Source organism: Arthrobacter sp. TB 23 (genome assembly GCF_000294595.1).
Taxonomy (GTDB): Bacteria; Actinomycetota; Actinomycetes; order Actinomycetales; family Micrococcaceae; genus Arthrobacter_D.
Genome location: NZ_ALPM01000006.1, coordinates 21,195 through 37,718, shown reverse-complemented (window position 1 = coordinate 37,718; position 16,524 = coordinate 21,195). Strand labels below are relative to the sequence as shown.

Annotated in this window: 17 protein-coding genes; 6 read left to right on the top strand and 11 right to left on the bottom strand. The window is 65.6% G+C overall.

Features of this window, described 5'->3' with window-relative positions; genetic code table 11:
* The 6 genes from B384_RS0100755 to B384_RS0100730 form a co-directional block, all read right to left on the bottom strand.
* Nucleotides 1–1,149 (bottom strand): cysteine desulfurase family protein, encoded by a 1,149-nt coding sequence (locus tag B384_RS0100755; protein WP_019481236.1) that lies wholly within the window; start codon nt 1,147–1,149, stop codon nt 1–3.
* Nucleotides 1,146–2,063 (bottom strand): carboxylating nicotinate-nucleotide diphosphorylase, encoded by a 918-nt coding sequence (nadC, locus tag B384_RS17265; protein ID WP_019481235.1) that lies wholly within the window; start codon nt 2,061–2,063, stop codon nt 1,146–1,148. Before nadC ends, B384_RS0100755 begins: the two co-directional genes overlap by 4 nt.
* The gene (gene nadB / locus B384_RS0100745) at nt 2,060–3,622 is read right to left on the bottom strand and encodes an L-aspartate oxidase (RefSeq protein ID WP_019481234.1); all 1,563 of its coding nucleotides are present in this window, start codon (nt 3,620–3,622) and stop codon (nt 2,060–2,062) included. Before nadB ends, nadC begins: the two co-directional genes overlap by 4 nt.
* Nucleotides 3,619–4,917: a quinolinate synthase NadA gene (gene nadA / locus B384_RS0100740; RefSeq protein ID WP_019481233.1), complete on the bottom strand. Its 1,299-nt coding sequence runs from the start codon at nt 4,915–4,917 to the stop codon at nt 3,619–3,621. Before nadA ends, nadB begins: the two co-directional genes overlap by 4 nt.
* Before the next feature lie 17 nt (nt 4,918–4,934).
* Nucleotides 4,935–5,744 carry an NUDIX hydrolase gene (locus tag B384_RS17260; protein ID WP_019481232.1) on the bottom strand — a complete coding sequence of 270 codons (810 nt, stop codon included), beginning with the start codon at nt 5,742–5,744 and terminating at the stop codon, nt 4,935–4,937.
* Nucleotides 5,745–5,987: 243 nt separating this feature from the next.
* Entirely contained in the window at nt 5,988–6,479 is a 492-nt protein-coding gene (locus B384_RS0100730; RefSeq protein ID WP_019481231.1) for an Lrp/AsnC family transcriptional regulator, read from the bottom strand.
* A gap of 296 nt (nt 6,480–6,775) precedes the next feature.
* On the opposite strand from B384_RS0100730, the gene B384_RS0100725 reads away from it, so the two are divergent.
* From B384_RS0100725 to B384_RS0100705, 5 genes are all read left to right on the top strand, one after another.
* Nucleotides 6,776–7,807, top strand: a complete 1,032-nt coding sequence (locus tag B384_RS0100725; RefSeq protein WP_019481230.1) for a thiamine pyrophosphate-dependent enzyme — start codon at nt 6,776–6,778, stop codon at nt 7,805–7,807.
* Complete coding sequence (locus tag B384_RS0100720) at nt 7,800–8,837, top strand: alpha-ketoacid dehydrogenase subunit beta (protein WP_019481229.1); 1,038 nt, start codon at nt 7,800–7,802, stop codon at nt 8,835–8,837. Before B384_RS0100725 ends, B384_RS0100720 begins: the two co-directional genes overlap by 8 nt.
* On the top strand, nt 8,830–9,159 hold the full coding sequence (locus B384_RS0100715; protein WP_019481228.1) for a biotin/lipoyl-containing protein: 330 nt from the start codon (nt 8,830–8,832) through the stop codon (nt 9,157–9,159). Before B384_RS0100720 ends, B384_RS0100715 begins: the two co-directional genes overlap by 8 nt.
* 25 nt (nt 9,160–9,184) lie before the next feature.
* On the top strand, nt 9,185–9,985 hold the full coding sequence (locus B384_RS0100710; RefSeq protein ID WP_019481227.1) for an alpha/beta fold hydrolase: 801 nt from the start codon (nt 9,185–9,187) through the stop codon (nt 9,983–9,985).
* Between the two features lie 128 nt (nt 9,986–10,113).
* The gene (locus tag B384_RS0100705; RefSeq protein ID WP_019481226.1) at nt 10,114–11,082 is read left to right on the top strand and encodes a serine/threonine-protein kinase; all 969 of its coding nucleotides are present in this window, start codon (nt 10,114–10,116) and stop codon (nt 11,080–11,082) included.
* 115 nt (nt 11,083–11,197) lie between these two features.
* Here B384_RS0100705 and B384_RS20720 read toward each other — a convergent pair whose 3' ends face one another.
* Nucleotides 11,198–11,353: a hypothetical protein gene (locus B384_RS20720; protein ID WP_019481225.1), complete on the bottom strand. Its 156-nt coding sequence runs from the start codon at nt 11,351–11,353 to the stop codon at nt 11,198–11,200.
* A 128-nt stretch (nt 11,354–11,481) separates the two neighbouring features.
* Between B384_RS20720 and B384_RS0100695 the strand changes: the two genes are divergently transcribed.
* On the top strand, nt 11,482–11,934 hold the full coding sequence (locus tag B384_RS0100695; protein WP_019481224.1) for a PGPGW domain-containing protein: 453 nt from the start codon (nt 11,482–11,484) through the stop codon (nt 11,932–11,934).
* A 27-nt stretch (nt 11,935–11,961) separates the two neighbouring features.
* On the opposite strand, the gene B384_RS0100690 is transcribed toward B384_RS0100695, so the two are convergent.
* The 4 genes from B384_RS0100690 to B384_RS0100675 form a co-directional block, all read right to left on the bottom strand.
* Entirely contained in the window at nt 11,962–12,858 is an 897-nt protein-coding gene (locus B384_RS0100690; protein WP_026040863.1) for a DNA-formamidopyrimidine glycosylase family protein, read from the bottom strand.
* 73 nt (nt 12,859–12,931) lie between these two features.
* Entirely contained in the window at nt 12,932–14,263 is a 1,332-nt protein-coding gene (locus B384_RS0100685) for an MFS transporter (RefSeq protein WP_019481222.1), read from the bottom strand.
* A 150-nt stretch (nt 14,264–14,413) separates the two neighbouring features.
* Complete coding sequence (hpaB, locus tag B384_RS0100680; RefSeq protein WP_019481221.1) at nt 14,414–15,868, bottom strand: 4-hydroxyphenylacetate 3-monooxygenase, oxygenase component; 1,455 nt, start codon at nt 15,866–15,868, stop codon at nt 14,414–14,416.
* Nucleotides 15,869–15,928: 60 nt separating this feature from the next.
* Nucleotides 15,929–16,474: a flavin reductase family protein gene (locus B384_RS0100675; protein WP_026040862.1), complete on the bottom strand. Its 546-nt coding sequence runs from the start codon at nt 16,472–16,474 to the stop codon at nt 15,929–15,931.
* Nucleotides 16,475–16,524 lie beyond the last annotated feature (50 nt).

Sequence of the window (16,524 nt, the reverse complement as noted above, 5' to 3'; positions counted from 1 at the left end):
TTAAGCAGGGCGGCCCAGTGCCCTGACCGAGGCGACCGCCGCGGTGACGGCACGGGAGGCCAGGGCCATGTCGCGTTCGGTGGTGGCTGCGGTCCACGAGAACCGGACCGCCGTCTGGGCTGTTGTACGGTCGATTCCGAGCGCCAGCAGGACAGCCGACGGCTCGTCGCTTCCCGCGGCGCACGCCGACCCGCTGGAGCAGACCACGCCGCGGCGCTCGAGCTCCAGCAACACCGATTCACCGCTGGTTCCCGGGAAGCAGAACGACGCGAGATTCGGGAGACGTTGCTCCCGGTCTCCGGTCAGTACGGCGCCGGGCACGGTGTCCAGGACGTGGTTGATGAGATAGTCCCGCTGGGCTTTTGCCGCGGGGACCGCGGTATCCCGCTCGTCCTGCGCGAGGGCGAGCGCCGTGGCGAGCCCCACCGCTGCGGCAACGTTCTCGGTTCCGGAACGCCGTCCACGTTCCTGGCCGCCGCCATGGATGAGCGGTTCCACCGGGATCCGGCCTTTGAGGTAGAGCAGACCGGACCCCTTGGGCGCGCCCAGTTTGTGCCCGGACAGCGTGAGCGCGTCAACCCCCAGCTCGGCGACGCTCAGTGGCAACCAGGCGCCCGCCTGCACTGCGTCGGTGTGGAAGGGCACCGATGCCGCCGCGCAGAGGCCAGCGAGTACCCGCAGTGGCTGGACCGTCCCGACCTCGTTGTTGGCGTACATGATCGAACACAGCGTGGTGCCCGGTGTCAGTGCCTTCTGGAGCGAGTCAGGCTCAACGAGACCGGTGGCCGATACCGGGACAACAGTGATCCGGAACCCATGAAACCGGTGCAGGTAGTCGAGGGTTTCCAGCACGGCGGGGTGCTCGACGGCGCTGGTCACGAGGTGGCGGTCGCGGGGGGCGGCAAGCGCAATGCCCTTCAGCGCCAGGTTGTTGGCTTCGGTGCCACCCGAGGTGAAGGTGAGTTCGGAGGGGCGGCACCCCAGCACTGTCGCGGCCTGTTGCCGTGCAGCTTTCAGGGCAGCCGCTGCCGTTTCCCCCAGCGCATGGTGGCTGGAGGGATTGCCGAAGTTGGTGCTCATCAGCGGCCACATCGCCTGCAGCACTTCCTGCCGTGGCGGGGCAGTGGCCGCGGCATCCAGATAAATCACTGGGCGGCCTCCGTGGCGCTCCCGGCGGCGGCTGGCTGGGCGGAGGTCAGCTCAAGGTCCAACCCCAGATCGAGTGAGTGGACGCTGTGCGTCAGTGCGCCGGAGGAAATGATGTCCACCCCGGTGCGGGCAATGGCTGCGACGGTGTCCAGCCGCACGCTTCCGCTGGCTTCAACCAGGGCACGCCCAGCCACCAGCCGCACTCCCTCAGACAACTGGGCCAGGCTGAAATTGTCGAGCATGATCGTGTCCACCCCTGCCGCCAGCACCGGCTCGATCTGATCGATCCGGTCCACTTCGACCTCGAAGTGCACCGTGTGGGGAAGCCGGGCCTTCGCTGCGGCAAGCGCCGCGGTGAGCCCGGTGGTTCCCCCGCGGGTCAGGAGGGCCAGGTGGTTGTCTTTGGCCATCACCGCGTCCGAGAGGCTGAAGCGGTGATTGAACCCGCCGCCGCAGCGGACCGCGTAGCGTTCCAGCACCCGCAGGCCCGGGGTGGTTTTTCGGGTATCGACGATGCGGGCGGGCGTGCCATCCACTGCCCGCACGAACTGGGCGGTCAGGGTGGCGATCCCGCTGAGCCGCTGCGCCAGGTTCAGGGCAACCCGCTCGGCGGTGAGCAGGGATCGGGCGGGACCGGACAGGACGGCCAGCACAGTGCCGACGTCGAACGCGTCCCCATCCGTCACCGGAAACCGCACGGTGAGGCGCTGGTCGGTTAGCCGCATCGCGGCCTCGATGACCTGCTGACCGCAAAAGATTCCCGCCTCGCGGGCAACTATCGCTGCGTCGGCTCTAGCCGACGCCGGGATCAGGGTCTCCGACGTGATGTCGCCCCAGGGCGCATCTTCGGCGAGCGCCGCGGCAACGATGCGGTCGACGTCGGCCTGTGCTGGCTGCCCGGTCGGCTGGCTCATGACCGTGCCCTTCGATAGGAGGTGAGGTGCGGGGCGCTTTCCGCCGGGCGGGGGCCCGGGAAATCCGTGCGGTAGTGGGCTCCGAGGGACTCCTCGCGCGCAGCGGCAGCGTGCACGAGCAGCCGTGCTGCGACCACCAGGTTGGCGGTTTCGCGTTCCGCGACGGTGTCCCCGGCGGTGGAGTATTGGTCGAGCTGTTTGGCGGCCACCTGCAGGCCGGCTGCACTGCGCGTCACTGCTGCGTGATCGGTCATCAAGCTCTGCAGGGTGCGGCGTTCGCAGACCTCGGACCGGTCGGGTTCGGGGAACTCGAGCCCGATGGCCGGGAACGTGGGCCAGCCGCCGTCGTCGGCCGCTGTTTGCGTGGCGAGGGCGTCGACTGCCCGCCCGGCATAAACGAGACCTTCCAGCAGGGAGTTGGACGCCAACCGGTTGGCGCCGTGGACGCCGGTGCAGGCGGTCTCGCCGACGGCGTAGAGGCCGGGTAGGGAGGTCCTCCCCCACAGATCGGTCTGGATTCCCCCCATCCAGTAGTGGGCTGCGGGGACGACCGGCAACGGCTCAGCAGACCAGTCAAAACCGTGGGCAGTGGTTTGCCGGTGCAGGGAGGGGAACCGGGCGGCAAGGAAGCCAGCTCCGCCGAGCCCGGTGGCGTCGAGGTATACCCGGTCCTCGCCTCGCTCCCGGAGGTGCAGGGCGATGCTTCGGGAAACGACATCCCGTGGGGCCAGCTCCGCCGCCGGGTGGTAGGCGGTCATGAACCGTGCCCCGGACCCATCGAGCAGGATCGCGCCTTCCCCGCGGACAGCCTCTGAGATCAACAGGTTGCCGGGGACATCGAGGGCTGTGGGGTGGAACTGGAGGAACTCGAGATCCTTCACGACGGCGCCGGCCCGCCAGGCGGCAGCCAGCCCATCCCCGGTGGCGACCAGGGGATTCGTATTGTGCGTGAACAGCTGCCCGGCCCCACCCGTCGCAAGGATGACGGCGTCGGCGTCGACAGTGGTCAGCACCCCGGCACGCAGGACCAACGCACCGGTGACCGTGGGCGCTTCAGCCTCGTCGGTGCGCAGGTCGGCGAGGAACGCGTGTTCGAGCACCGCGATGCCGGGATCCTTCCGGACCGCGGCAATCAGCGCCTGCGCGACGGCGGCACCGGTCGCGTCGCCACCGGCGTGAAGGATGCGCGACGCCGAGTGCGCGGCTTCCCGCCCCAGTGCCAGTTCTCCGCTGGCCGTGCGGTCAAAGGGCGCGCCCAGCGCCAGTAGCACCCCAATGTGGTCCGCAGCCGCAGCGCAGAGGACCTCCACCGCTTCGGGTACGCACCAGCCGTTGCCGGCCAGCTGTGTGTCTGTCACGTGGCTGGAGACCAGGTCATTCCCGCCCGGGAGTACCGCGGCGATGCCGCCCTGGGCATGCCAGGTGTTGCTGTCCGCCAGGTTCCCTTTGGTGAGCAGGGTGACCGCGGCGCCGGGTAGGGCTTGCCGGAGGCGAAGCGCCGAGTACAGGCCGGCGATGCCGCTGCCCACAACGAGCACGTGTGCCGGCGAGGTGTTCATGGCTGGACCGGTCGCGGCTGGACGGCGAGCATGCGCTCCAGCGCTACCCGGGATGGTGAGGCGACCGATTCAGCCACGGTAATCCGGTTCAGCACCGTGCCGGCCACCAGCGCTTCGAGGACCCACGCCAGGTATCCCGGGTGGATGCGGTACATGGTGGAGCAAGGGCAGATCACCGGGTCGAGGCAGAAAATGGTGTGTTCGGGGTGCTGGCTGGCAAGCCGGTTGACCATGTTGATTTCAGTGCCGACGGCGAAGGTGGTGCCAGGTGCGGCGGCTTCGATCGCTTTGCGGATGTAGTCAGTGGAGCCGGACTCATCGGCAGCATCAACCACCTCCATGGGGCATTCCGGGTGGACAATTACCCGGACACCCGGAAAGTCCGCCCGGGCCTTTTCGATCTGGTTCACGGAGAAGCGTTTGTGCACCGAGCAGAAACCGTGCCACAGGATCACCCGGGAGTCCTGCAACGTAGCCTCCTCGTTGCCTCCCAACGGCTTCCGCGGATTCCACAGCGGCATCTGCTCCACCGGTACCCCCATCGCCTTGGCCGTGTTCCGGCCGAGGTGCTGGTCGGGGAAAAACAGCACCCGCTGGCCCCGTTGAAAGGCCCACTCGAGGACGGCCGCGGCGTTCGAGGACGTACACACGATTCCGCCGTTGCGACCGCAGAAACCCTTCAGCGCGGCCGAGGAATTCATATAGGTGACGGGGATAACGGGGACGCGGCCGTCGTCGTCGGGCTCTGTTCCGAACAGCTCGGCAAGGTCTTCCCAGCAGTCGGTCACCGAATCGATGTCGGCCATGTCGGCCATTGAACAGCCCGCCGCGAGGTTGGGGAGGATCACCGCCTGGTCTGGCCGGGAGAGCATATCGGCGGTTTCGGCCATGAAGTGGACGCCGCAGAAGATAATGGCTTCCGCCTGGGTCTTCTCGGTGGCGGCGCGGGCGAGCTGGTAGGAATCGCCGATGAAGTCGGCGTATTTGACCACCTCGTCGCGCTGGTAGAAGTGGCCCAGGATGACCGCCCGGTCCCCGAGGGTCGCCTTGGCCGCGAGAATCCGGACGTCGAGCTCCTCGTCGGTGGCGAGCCGGTACTCCTCGGGCAGCTCCCCCTGTCGCGGCGAGGAAAGCGGCGCCGGGTCGGCCATCGAGGCGCCGGGGCCGTAGGTGGGCAGGATTTCCCGGTCGATCGCCCAGGGGTCTTTGGCGAGGGCGGGCGAGCACGTGGTGACTCGCTGGGTCTGGGCCTGCTCGCGGGTCACAAGCTGGATCGCAGTGGTGACACTAGTCATGGGAAACTCCTGAAACTCTAGTCAGTCGAGGCGATGGTGGAGGTGGAAGCGCTGGTGGAGGTGGAAGCGCTGGTGGAGGTGGAAGCGCTGGTGGAGGTGGTCTCTGCTGGTGTGGCCTGGCCGGACGTGGCCTGGGCGCCGAGGGTCCCCGTGGACCCCGTATAGCGGTAGAGCCGGGGCGGCCGGTGTCGCACTCCCTGGAGGTAGTCATCGGTGGGGGTGATATCGGGGGTGGCCCGAAGCTGACGGCGGAAATTGGCGGGATCCAGGTGCCGATCCAGGACCGCCTCGTAGACTTCCCTGACCTGCGCCAGGGTGAAGGTCTCGCCAAGAAAGTGGTAGGCGATTGAGCCGTATTCCACCTTGCTGCGCAGCCGCCAGAGGGCGTAATCCACGATGGAGTTGTGGTCGAAGGCGAGATCCTCGAGCTTGTCGGCGCGGAACCATTTCACATTCTCGGATTCCTGGGTCAGGGCAGCCTCGTCGGGTTGTACCAACGCCCAGTAGACGATAGAGACCAGACGTTGAGTGGCGGCCCGGTCCAAACCGCCAAACGCGTAAAGCTGCTCCAGATAATTGGGGACCAACCCGGTAGTCTCCCGCAGGTTGCGCGACGCGGCATCCTGGAGCGACTCCACCTGGGCTAGCGGGCCACCCGGCAACGCCCACTTGCCGAGATGCGGCTGCCTGATCCGCCGGACCAGCGGCAACCACAGGGTGGGCCGGCCCGACGTCGCACTCGGCCGGAGCGCGAAGATCACCGTTGAAATCGCCAGCGCGGGTGGCTGCAACTGCCGCTCGGAGACGTTTGCTGCGTCTGCGTACATCGGATCCCCTCGCCTAGTGCTTCACCCATGAGTTAATGTCAGATTGACTCTAACTGATTTTAGCGGGAAATCCCCGGTTCTCCAACCCGCCCCCCGCACGGAGCCGCCCCAACCCGGGATCGAGTCAACAGACATGACGGGTTACGGCCCGACAATCGGTTATTTCTGGCGACTCGACCCGGGGGTGGGGTGACTTAGGTGCTGGGCTGGTGGGGGTGACTTAGGTGCGGGGCTGGTGGCGACTTAGGCGCGGGGCTTGGTGGGGGCGTGCTCGGCGGCAGCACGCATCAGCGGCAGGGTCCGACCCTCGAAGTGGGTATTCAGCACGATCACGGTCGATGAGCGCACCACCGTCCGGGTAGCGATGATGGCGTCAATCACCCGCTGCAGGTCCGGGTTGGACCGGGCCGCCACCTTGGCGAGCAGATCGCTCTCGCCCGAAACGGTGTGCACTTCCTGGATCTCCGGGATCTTCGCCAGCGCGACGGCGACGGCGTCGTGCCCGGAGTCCTGGTGAATGGTCAGCGAACAGTAGGCCACCACCGGGTAGCCCAGGCTGCGCGGTTCAATCCTCGGCCCCCAGCCGGCGATCACCCCGTCGCGCTGCATGCGGTCGAGCCTCGCCTGGATGGTGGCGCGGGCAACCGAGAGCTGCCTCGACGCCTCAAGTACGCTCATCCGCGGATCATCGGTGAAGAGCTCAGCGATTCGTGAATCGAGGGGATCGATGACCATGGATAACCTTTCGGGAGCAAAAAACGCGCCGGTGTTGTGTCTTGGCGAAATAGTGACTACTGTCACAGACGTTGGTCTATTCGACCAAGCGGCAGGGGTGGGTTCGACGGCGCACGTGCTCCTGTCGCTTTTTTTGTGCCGTCATTTTCCCAGCCTATCGAACACTTTGTATATCAATTGCCAACATGTCTCAGCATTTCGAGACATACTGCGCAGCTCTCACCACACAGATTGCAGAGGCTGCATTTTGGACGTAGCGTCGCTCGAGCAGAGTGACTTCGATCATAAGGATGGCAATGAACTCCACGCCCACCCCTCCCGAGGAGGAACTGAAGAGGCTCTACCGGCTTCTGGTAACAGTGCGTCAGCTGGATATTGCGGCCGTCCGCTGGCAGCGGCAGGGCATCATCCCCGGCTACGCTCCCCTGCTGGGTCAGGAGGCGGCCCAGGTGGGCAGCGGCTTCGCCGTCGACACTGCGCTGGACTTCGTTTTCCCCACCTACCGGGAGATGGGCGTGGCCCGGGCCATGAACGTTGACATGGTGCAGTACATGGCCACCCACAAGGCCACCTGGCATGGCGGGCTTTACGATCCGGCTGCCACTCACCTTGCACCCATCCAGGCGGTAGTCGCCGGATCGGTTCTTCACGCCGTCGGGTGGGCCCACGGTCAGACCCTCGCCCGGCATGAGCGTCAGCCCGGTACCGGCAGCGGCGTCGCTCTCACCTATTTCGGCGACGGAGCCAGCTCCCAGGGCGATGTCCATGAGGCAATGAACTTCGCTGCGGTGATGAAAGCCCCCGTGGTCTTCTTCGTGCAGAACAACGGGTGGGCGATCTCCGTCCCCACGGCCGCGCAGGTTGCCGGTGGCGCCGTGGCGGCCCGCGCCGCCGGTTATGGGATGCCGTCCCTCACCGTGGACGGCAACGACGTCGTCGCCGTCCTTGCGGCGACCCGGCAGGCGGTTGAGCATTGCCGCGCCGGGAACGGACCCATGCTGATCGAAGCCAACACGTACCGCCTGGGTCCACACTCCACGAGCGATGACCCGGGCCGTTACCGCTCCCTCGCCGACGAGCAGACAGCCCGCAGCCTCGATCCGGTGCAGCGTTGCGCGGACCTGTTGCGTACCGCCTACGGAACGGAGACCGATTATTTCGGCGCCGTCCTCGCCGAGGCCGAGGCCGAAACCGAACGGGTCAGGGAGGGTCTGGAGGCTCTCGAGCCGCGGCCCGGATCCGACATGTTCACCTACGTCTTCCAGGAGAGCACGCCCGCCCTGCAGCAGCAGGAGACAACATGGAGAGAGGAATCAGAGCATGTCTGAGCAGACGGCGGAGATCACGGCTCCGGTCACAGTCGATCCCGAGTCGCCCCTCGAGCACCTCTCCATGCAGCAGGCGCTGAATCGGGCGCTGGCAGAATCGCTGGATGAGAATCCCAAGACCCTCATCTTCGGGGAAGACGTGGGCCAGCTCGGCGGCGTGTTCCGGATTACCGACGGGCTGCAGCAGCGGTTCGGTGCGGACCGGGTATTCGACACACCCCTGGCCGAATCGGGCATCCTGGGCATGTCGGTGGGGCTGGCGATGGCGGGTTTCCACCCCATCCCTGAAGTGCAGTTCGACGGGTTTGCCTACCCCGCCGTCAACCAGATTGTGTGCCAGATCGGCCGGATGAATTACCGGAGCCGGGGCACCCTCCCCATGCCGATCACCCTGCGGGTTCCCTCCTTCGGCGGGATCCGCGCGCCCGAACACCACGGCGAAAGCCTTGAGAGCCTCTTCGCCCACGTGCCCGGGCTGAAGGTGGTGTCGCCGTCGGACCCCCATCAGGCCTACCACCTGCTCAAGCATGCCGTGCGGCGCCCCGACCCGGTGATCTTCATGGAGCCCAAGGCCCGCTACTGGCAAAAGGGACAGGTCGACACCGCCGACGGCGGCACCCTCGAAGGCTCGCGCGTCGCCCGCAGCGGTCGGCACGTCACCCTGATCGCCTGGGGTGCGATGGTGTCACGCTGCCTTCAGGTAGCCGAGCTCGCGGCCGAAGACGGGATCGACGTCGAAGTCCTCGATCTGCGCTGGCTGAAGCCGATCGACGCTGCAGGCCTTGCAGCGTCAGTGCTGAAGACGAAGCGTGCCGTCGTCGTCCACGAAGCGCCGCGCACCAGTGGACTGGGCGCCGAAATCGCGGCATTGGTGACCGAGCAGTGCTTCAATGTTCTGAAGGCACCGGTGGAACGGGTGACAGGGTTTGATGTCCCGTATCCCTCCGGCGATCTGGAAGACGAGTACGTACCGAACATCGACCGGATCCTGTTCGGCATTCAACGAGTATTGGAGCATCGCCGTGGCTGAACTGTCCTTTCCGCTACCCGACCTGGGTGAGGGCCTGATCGAGGCTACAGTCCTGGAATGGCTGGTCGCCGTGGGTGACACTGTTGAACGCAATCAGCCGCTGGTTGAGGTGGAAACCACCAAGTCTGCCGTGGAGTTACCCTCACCGCAGGCGGGAACAGTGGTTAGAGTTCATGGTGAGCCGGGAGACGTAGTGAAAGTGGGGGACCCTCTGATTGTGTTTGAGGTCCCCGACAACACGGCCGGCATTGTTGGCACCGTGCCCGAGGAACGCGCGCCCAAGCGGCGGGTGCGCCTGAGTCTCGGGTCCGACGACGACTGACACGCCTAATCTGAGGGAGATCGATATGGGACGCCACCGGGACCACCTCGTGGAGGGCATTGACCCGCACCTGTCCGTTGAGGAACACAGCCCTGCGCAAAGGTCCGACGCACGCCCTGTGCTGTTGCTGCATGGATTTGCGTCGTCGTCGAAGTTGAACTGGCATGATTCGGGCTGGGTGAGGGCATTGACCGACGCCGGTCGGCGGGTGATTACCGTCGATCTGCCGGGCCACGGGAGCAGCGCCTCCCCCGAGGAACGTGATGCGTACGCACCAAGCCGGATCCGGGCCGACCTGTTGCAGCTCCTGCTGGACTACCAGGTGACTCCCCTCGACGAGTCCAAGCCTTCCAGCGGCGTGGACATTATCGGATACTCGCTGGGATCGAGACTTGCCTGGGAGTTTGGCGCCACCCAGCCTGAACTGGTGCACCGGATGGTCCTCGGGGGGCCGGGCACCGCAGACCCCCTGGCTGATTTTGACCTTCCCGCCGCCCAGCAGCACCTGACCGACGGCACCCCCATCGACGACGCCTCGACCGCCGGCCTGTTACGGATGGCCCGGCTGGTGCCATCCCACGACGTCTTCGCGCTGCTGACCATGGTGGAGGCGATCAAGGGCGAGCCGTTCAACGCTGCCGAGGCAGTGCCGCACATGCCGTTGCTGCTGGTCGCCGGCGACAAGGACGACCGGGCAACCACCATGCCCGAGCTGGCCGCGTTGAGTCAGCGCGCGGAGACTGTCTGGCTCCCGGGCCGAACCCACACCAATGCGGTGACGTCGAGGGCCTTCAAAACGGCTGCGATTGAGTTCCTCAACGGTTAGCTCACCGCGCTTTTCGCTGGCTCCGTGCGGCGCGTCACTACTCTCGCCAAAGTACGATAGCGTGGCATAGTCAGCGGACTTAGTAATACGAGCTGATCCCTGTCAATCTCTCGTACGGTGAGGACCCCGTGAACCAACTGCTAGCGCAGCGGTATCGAACCGCCGAGCTCCTCGGCACGGGCGGCGCGGCGGCTGTGTACCGCGCGATTGATCAGAACCTGGGCCGCGACGTCGCGGTCAAGGTGTTCAACCCCAGTACCTCCGACGACGACGACTACCGCCGGCAGCACACCGAAACACTACTGCTCGCCACGCTGAACCATCCGGGCCTTGTTACCCTCCACGATGCGGGGCTGCAGCAGGACGAGTCGGGCCGGACCACCAGTTTTCTGGTCATGGAACTCGTCGATGGGCTGGATCTGAGGAAACTCCTGAAGACCGAACGCCTCGAACCCCTAGCGGTGGCCCAGCTCGGTGCCGACCTGGCCGATGCGCTGGCCTACGTCCATTCCCAGGGCGTCATCCATCGGGACGTCAAGCCCGCAAACATCCTGCTGTACCGTTCCGACGAGCAGGACACCCGACTGTACTCGAAGCTGACCGACTTCGGCATTGCGCGGATGGTTGACGCCTCGGCGGCGACCGCCACCGGCGCCACCATCGGCACCGCCAACTATCTCAGCCCCGAGCAGGCGCACGGAACGGCTGTCGACTACAAATCCGACATTTACTCTCTCGGCCTGGTGCTGCTCGAATGCCTTACCGGCAAAAAGGCCTTCCCCGGCGCCGTCGTCGAAGCGGCCGTCGCCCGGCTCCTGCGCGATCCTGAGGTTCCCGCCGATCTGGGACCCTTCTGGGCCCCGCTCCTGACCAGCATGACGGCACGCGGCCCCCAGCAGCGCCCGGATGCCCACGAGGTTGCCCTGGCCTTGCGTGAGTACGCCGCGGCCGACGACGACCTCCTGGTGGCCAGGCCCGCCGGGCAGGCCCACACGGACGAGTCCGCCACTGAGTCGCCGGGGGCGATCACCGGCGGGATAACCACCGGCAACGTCTACATTCCGGCACCGCCGGCCCACGCACCCACCCTTGGCTAGCACCCCCACTCCCCCGCACTCGAGCGCACCGGACCCAGGTACTGGCGCCGCGCATCGTGCCATGCGTCGCGGCCCGCTCAGCGGCGCTCAGTACCTGGAAAAGTGGTTCGGGGAGCTAGTTGTCTTCGTCCGAGGGTTCCTCGGGCTCAAAGCTCGAGGCCTCTTCAGTGACTCCTGCTCCTACCCCCTCCTCGGACTCCGGGATAGTGCCATCGGGGCCTTTCGACTTCTCGTCGGCGTTCGCATTTTCCGGCTCAGGCTGCTCAGTCATGGCGCTCCTTCTGGTTGCTGTTCAACTCGTCCTGTCATCCTAGCGAGTCCCGGTGGCGCTGACTCATCGAATGGCTCAGGGCTCGCTCCTGGGCGCGGGCGCCGAACCGAATATGGCAAGCTAATCAAATGATGAAGGCGGACCGCGTGCACCCCTGGATACGGCGAGTCGCCATTGAAGTGGGCGGGTGGACACTGGTGGTGCTTGGTATTGCCGGGTTGGTCCTCCCCGGCCCGGGCCTGCTATTGGTCGCTTCCGGACTGGCAGTGCTGTCCTTCCGCTATCCCTGGGCGGAACGGCTCTTGCATCCGGTGATGGCGCGGGCCATGCAGGCGGCCGAGCTGGGCATGCTGACCTGGCCCCGCATTGTGCTCAGTGTGCTGAGCGCGCTGACGCTCATGGCCACGGGAGTGATCTGGGGGTTACAACCCGATGTCCCCGGCTGGTGGCCGCTGGAAGACCGGTGGTGGCTGCCGGGCGGCTGGGTCACCGGTGGCACCATGATCGGCTCAGGCATCATTGCGTTGGGCCTGATCGTCTACAGTTACCGACGGTTCAGGCCCGGCCGGTCAGAACGCTAGACGCACGGCACCGGCCAGGTGCGCCGGCTACTTCAGGAACTTCGACGTACGCCGGTCGGCCAGCGGTTTGCCGCCGGTCTGGCAGGTGGGACAGTACTGCAGCGAGGAATCCGCGAAGGAGACTTCGCGCACCGTGTCACCGCAGACCGGGCACGCCTCGCCCGTGCGGGCATGTACGCGCAGTGACTGCCGTTTGGTGTCCTTGAGTTCCTTGGCGGGCCGCCCGGACGCAGCCTCGATCGCTGTCCTCAGCAGGTGGCGCATGGTGGTGTGGAGGGTGGCGACGGCGTCGTCGTCGAGCTTGTTGGCCAGGGCAAACGGCGAGAGCCGTGCCGCGTGCAGGATTTCATCGCTGTAGGCGTTGCCAATTCCCGCGATCTTTGACTGATCCCTCAGCAGCCCCTTGATCTGGCCAGCGTGGGCGTGTAGCAGGGGCTTGAATCCCGCCAGGTCCAACTCAAGCGCATCCGGTCCCAGCCTGGCGATCCCGGGAACCTCCTCAGGGCTCTCGACCACGTAGGCGGCCAGCGACTTGCGGGTCCCAGCCTCGGTCAGGTCGAAGCCCGGCTCACCCCCGGGTCCAGGTTCGGTGCCAGCGTCCGCGAACCGGACCCGCAGCGCGATTAGCCCCTTGCCCGGCTTCAGGCGTGCCGTGCTGAGACTGTCGGACCATCTGAGCCACCCGGCGCGGGCCAGATGCATCACCAGGAATAGCCCGCCGATCTCCAGCACCAGGAATTTGCCACGCCGGTCAACTGATTGAACCTGCAGCCCAGCCAGGGACTGCACGGGTACCTTGGCCGTCTTCAGCACCGAAAAGGACGCCACCTCAAGACCGGCGACGACGGCGGGCGGACCGTCCTCGGGGATGAGTTTCCGCCGAAGGAAATCAACGAGTCCCTGCACCTCAGGCATCTCTGGCATGGACCTAGGTTAACACTGCTGCACAACGGACGGGGCCGGNCCGCTTCCGGCCCCGTTGATGCAGTATGACGCGCTAGTGGTGAGACACGCCCAGCGGTGCGCCCTTGGTCTCCTTGACCAGGCTGACGCCGATGAAGGAAATCACACACAGCACCATGATGTAGATCGCCACGGAACCCGACCATTCGTACGCCTCAAGGAGCGCCTGCGCCACTGTGGCAGCGAACGCTCCGCCGAGGATTGCGCCGAGGGCGTAGCCGATCGAGATGCCCGAGTACCGCACCTGGGCGGGGAACATTTCGGCGTACATGGCCGACATGGGGCCGTAGGACAGACCCAGCCCAATGGTCAGGACGAACAGGGCCACCCCGTAGAGCACGATGTCGCCGGTGTCGATCAGCATGAACATCGGGATCATCCAGACGAAGACCCAGGCATAGCCGATCTGGAAGGTCCGGACCCGGCCAATCTTGTCGGAGAGCCAGCCTCCCACCATGGTGAAAATCAGCCAGCCGAAGGAGGCCAGCACTGTTGCCAGCAGCACCTCCTGGATGGGAAGTTCCAGGCGCCCAGTGGCATACGAGATGAAGAAGGCAATCAGGAGGTACCCGGCGGCGTTGTTACCGATGAAGATGGCAGCCGACAGGAGCACGTTCTTGGTGTGGTTCCGGAACAGTTCACGAAGCGGCGCCTTGCTTTCCGCCTTGCGCTGCGCCATCTCCTTGAACACTGGGCTCTCGGCGACCGAGCGGCGGATCAGGTATCCCACCACGATCAGGACCACCGACAGCAGGAACGGAATCCGCCAGCCCCAGGCCAGGAACTCATCTTCGGTCAGAACCGTCCGCAGCAGCAACAGGAGGCTGGTCGCGAGGATCATCCCGATGGGGACACCGATCTGCGGGTAGGCCCCGAAGAGTCCGCGCCGGTGTACGGGTGCGTGCTCCACGGCCATGAGTGCTGCACCGCCCCATTCACCGCCGGCGGAGAAGCCCTGGATGATGCGGAACAGGATCAGCAGGATGGGTGCCCAGATGCCGATCTGCGCGTAGGTCGGCAGGAGGCCGATCAGAGCGGTCGCCCCACCCATCAGGAGCAGGGTCATCACCAGCACGGCCTTGCGGCCAATCCGGTCACCGAGGTGACCCGCGACGATCGCGCCGAGCGGACGGAAGAGGAAGCTGATGCCGATCAGGGCGAACGACAGGATCTGGGCCAGGCCGGGGTTCGAATCCGACAGGGGTGTCAGGAAGAGCCCGGCCAGGACTGTCGCGGTCAGCTGGGCGAAAATGAAAAAGTCGTACCACTCGATGGTGGTGCCGACCAGGGTCCCCGCCAGAACCTTGCGTTCCTCGCGGGTCACGCGTTGTTTGGGCTGGCCAACGCTGGTGGAAGAAGACGTCATTGTGTACTCCAGGGTGGGACGGACTATTTACTGACAGAACGTTCGGTTTGTGACGCTGATCATACTACCCCGGGATGGCCTAATGCACGCTCCCCGGCGACGACTTGCCGGAAGACCTGCCGGGAAGCCTGTCGAAATGCGGCGGCGCGCCTAGTCGGTACGAGCCAGGAACTCGCGCACCCGCGCCTGGACAGGGGCAGTGTCATAGCTTTTGACCAGTGCCCCGGCCATCCGAACCGGGTCGCCGAAGAAGAAATACTCATACAGGGCCTGACGACCCGAGAAACCGGAGATTGACGCGTCATGGGCCAGCTTGAATAGCCGCACCCGTTCGGGTCCGGTGAGCGTTTTGGTCTGGAGATACCGTTCGATATCCGGCAGCGCCGCACTGGCCAGATCGGCCTCGCCCGGGAGCGCCATCAGGCCGCTGGCGGATAATTTGCGGATAATCTGGGGGAAGCGCTGGGCCACCTTCGGATACCAGTTGCGTGCCGCGTTGAGTGTGGCCCACTTCGGCAACATCACGCCGTCGTCGTTCAGTGTGGCATCGACCTCGGACGCCCGCAGCAGGGCTTTGCCGATTTCGACCGTCTGGATGAGCTCGGCGAGATCCTCCTGGATGTGCTGGAATCCGCCGATACCGATGGACTCCGACAACTCCGCTGCCAGGCCGAGGAAGAACTCGCTCTTGGCGATGGTCCGCGTGACCACCTGGTGGGTCATCAGCGCCCCGGCGCCGGTTTCGGAGTAGAAGCCGTTGCAGAGGTCGGGGTGCCCGAGCATGAAGATGCGCTCGTTCGGCACGAACACATTGTCGAATATGACGACGGCGTCCATTTCCTCGAACCGCGAAGCCAGCGGCTCGTCGTGGATCGACCCACCATTGTGGAGGGGGGTCCGGCACAGGTACCTCAGACCCTCAGCGTCGTTGGGGAGCGCGAACGCGAAGGAATACGGCGCATCCTCGGGGGTTCCGCGCAACAGGGTGGACGGGAAGACAAGCAGTTCATCGGCGATGGGGGCGTTGGTAGCGAGCATGCGGGCACCGTTGATAATGATTCCGTCGTCGCGTTCCTCGGTGATGCGGGCCGACAGGTGACCACCCAGCTGCTCCGATCCCGACACCGACCGATTGACCTGCGGCGGAATCAGCGTGTGGGTGGTGAGGAGATCATTCTCCCGGCAGAACTCGTAGTACCGGCGAATGTTCTCGCCGAACATGGGGTCCGCCTGGGCAAACCAGTGTTCGGCCGCGCTCAGCGCGGTCAGGCACCCATTCATGTAATCCCCGGTGCGGCCCAGGAAACCCTGCGAATATTCGGCCCAACAGGCCGTCGCCGCACGACGCCGTTCCAGGTCCGCGACCGTGCGCGGCACGAGGAAGGAGGCGTTGACCCGGTCACCGCTCGACGGCGATGGGTACGTCAGCCGGTCCGCATACTCGGGATCGTGCTGCAGATCGAATAGCCTGGCGTAGGACCGCGCCACATTCCTGAACGCAGGGTGATCGGCGATGTTTTCGCTGACCACCTGACCATCGATGACCACGTGCGGTCGCATGGAATTCAATGTGTCCAGGTACTGCGTGCCGGATCGGATGCCCATTGTTCTTCAGTCCTCGAGGAAGTCGTGCGGTTCAGCTGCCTGGGGTTTTGGTGGACCCGGTCAGAGTAGGTCTTCCATCCCCAGCTGGTCTTCCGGGATGGTCGTGAAGCTACTGTTGGCGTACGCCAGGGCATCGCCCTTGCGGTAGTTGAAATCCTGCACCTCGCCGAGGTACAGGGTGTGGTCGCCGCCGTCGTACGCTGCCCACGGAGTGCACTCAAAGTAGGCCAGGACGTTCCCCAGACGTGGCGCACCTTCCCCCTCGACCCAGAGCGGCTCATCAACGGGTCGCCCGGCGAAGTGCAGGGCCAGTTGGCGCTGCTCGGCGCCGAGGATGTTGACGGTGAACGGTCTGCCAGCCAACTCGTCGTGGGCCGTGGTGCTGCGGGCGATACTCACCAGCACCAGCGGCGGATCCATTGACACCGAGGTAAAGGAATTGACGGTGATCCCATGACGCTTGGTGGCGCCGTCGAAGGTGACGATCGCGACGCCGGTCGCGAACCGGCCGAGGCTTCCCCTGAAGTGGTGGGCCCGCGGCACGTTCAGGGAGCGCCGACGTGCGGGTGCGCCGCTGCCTAGCTGTTCTATAGTTGAACAATTCATTCTGATAGTGAAATATTGGCGGAAGTGACGAAGACAACAGCCGCCCACCC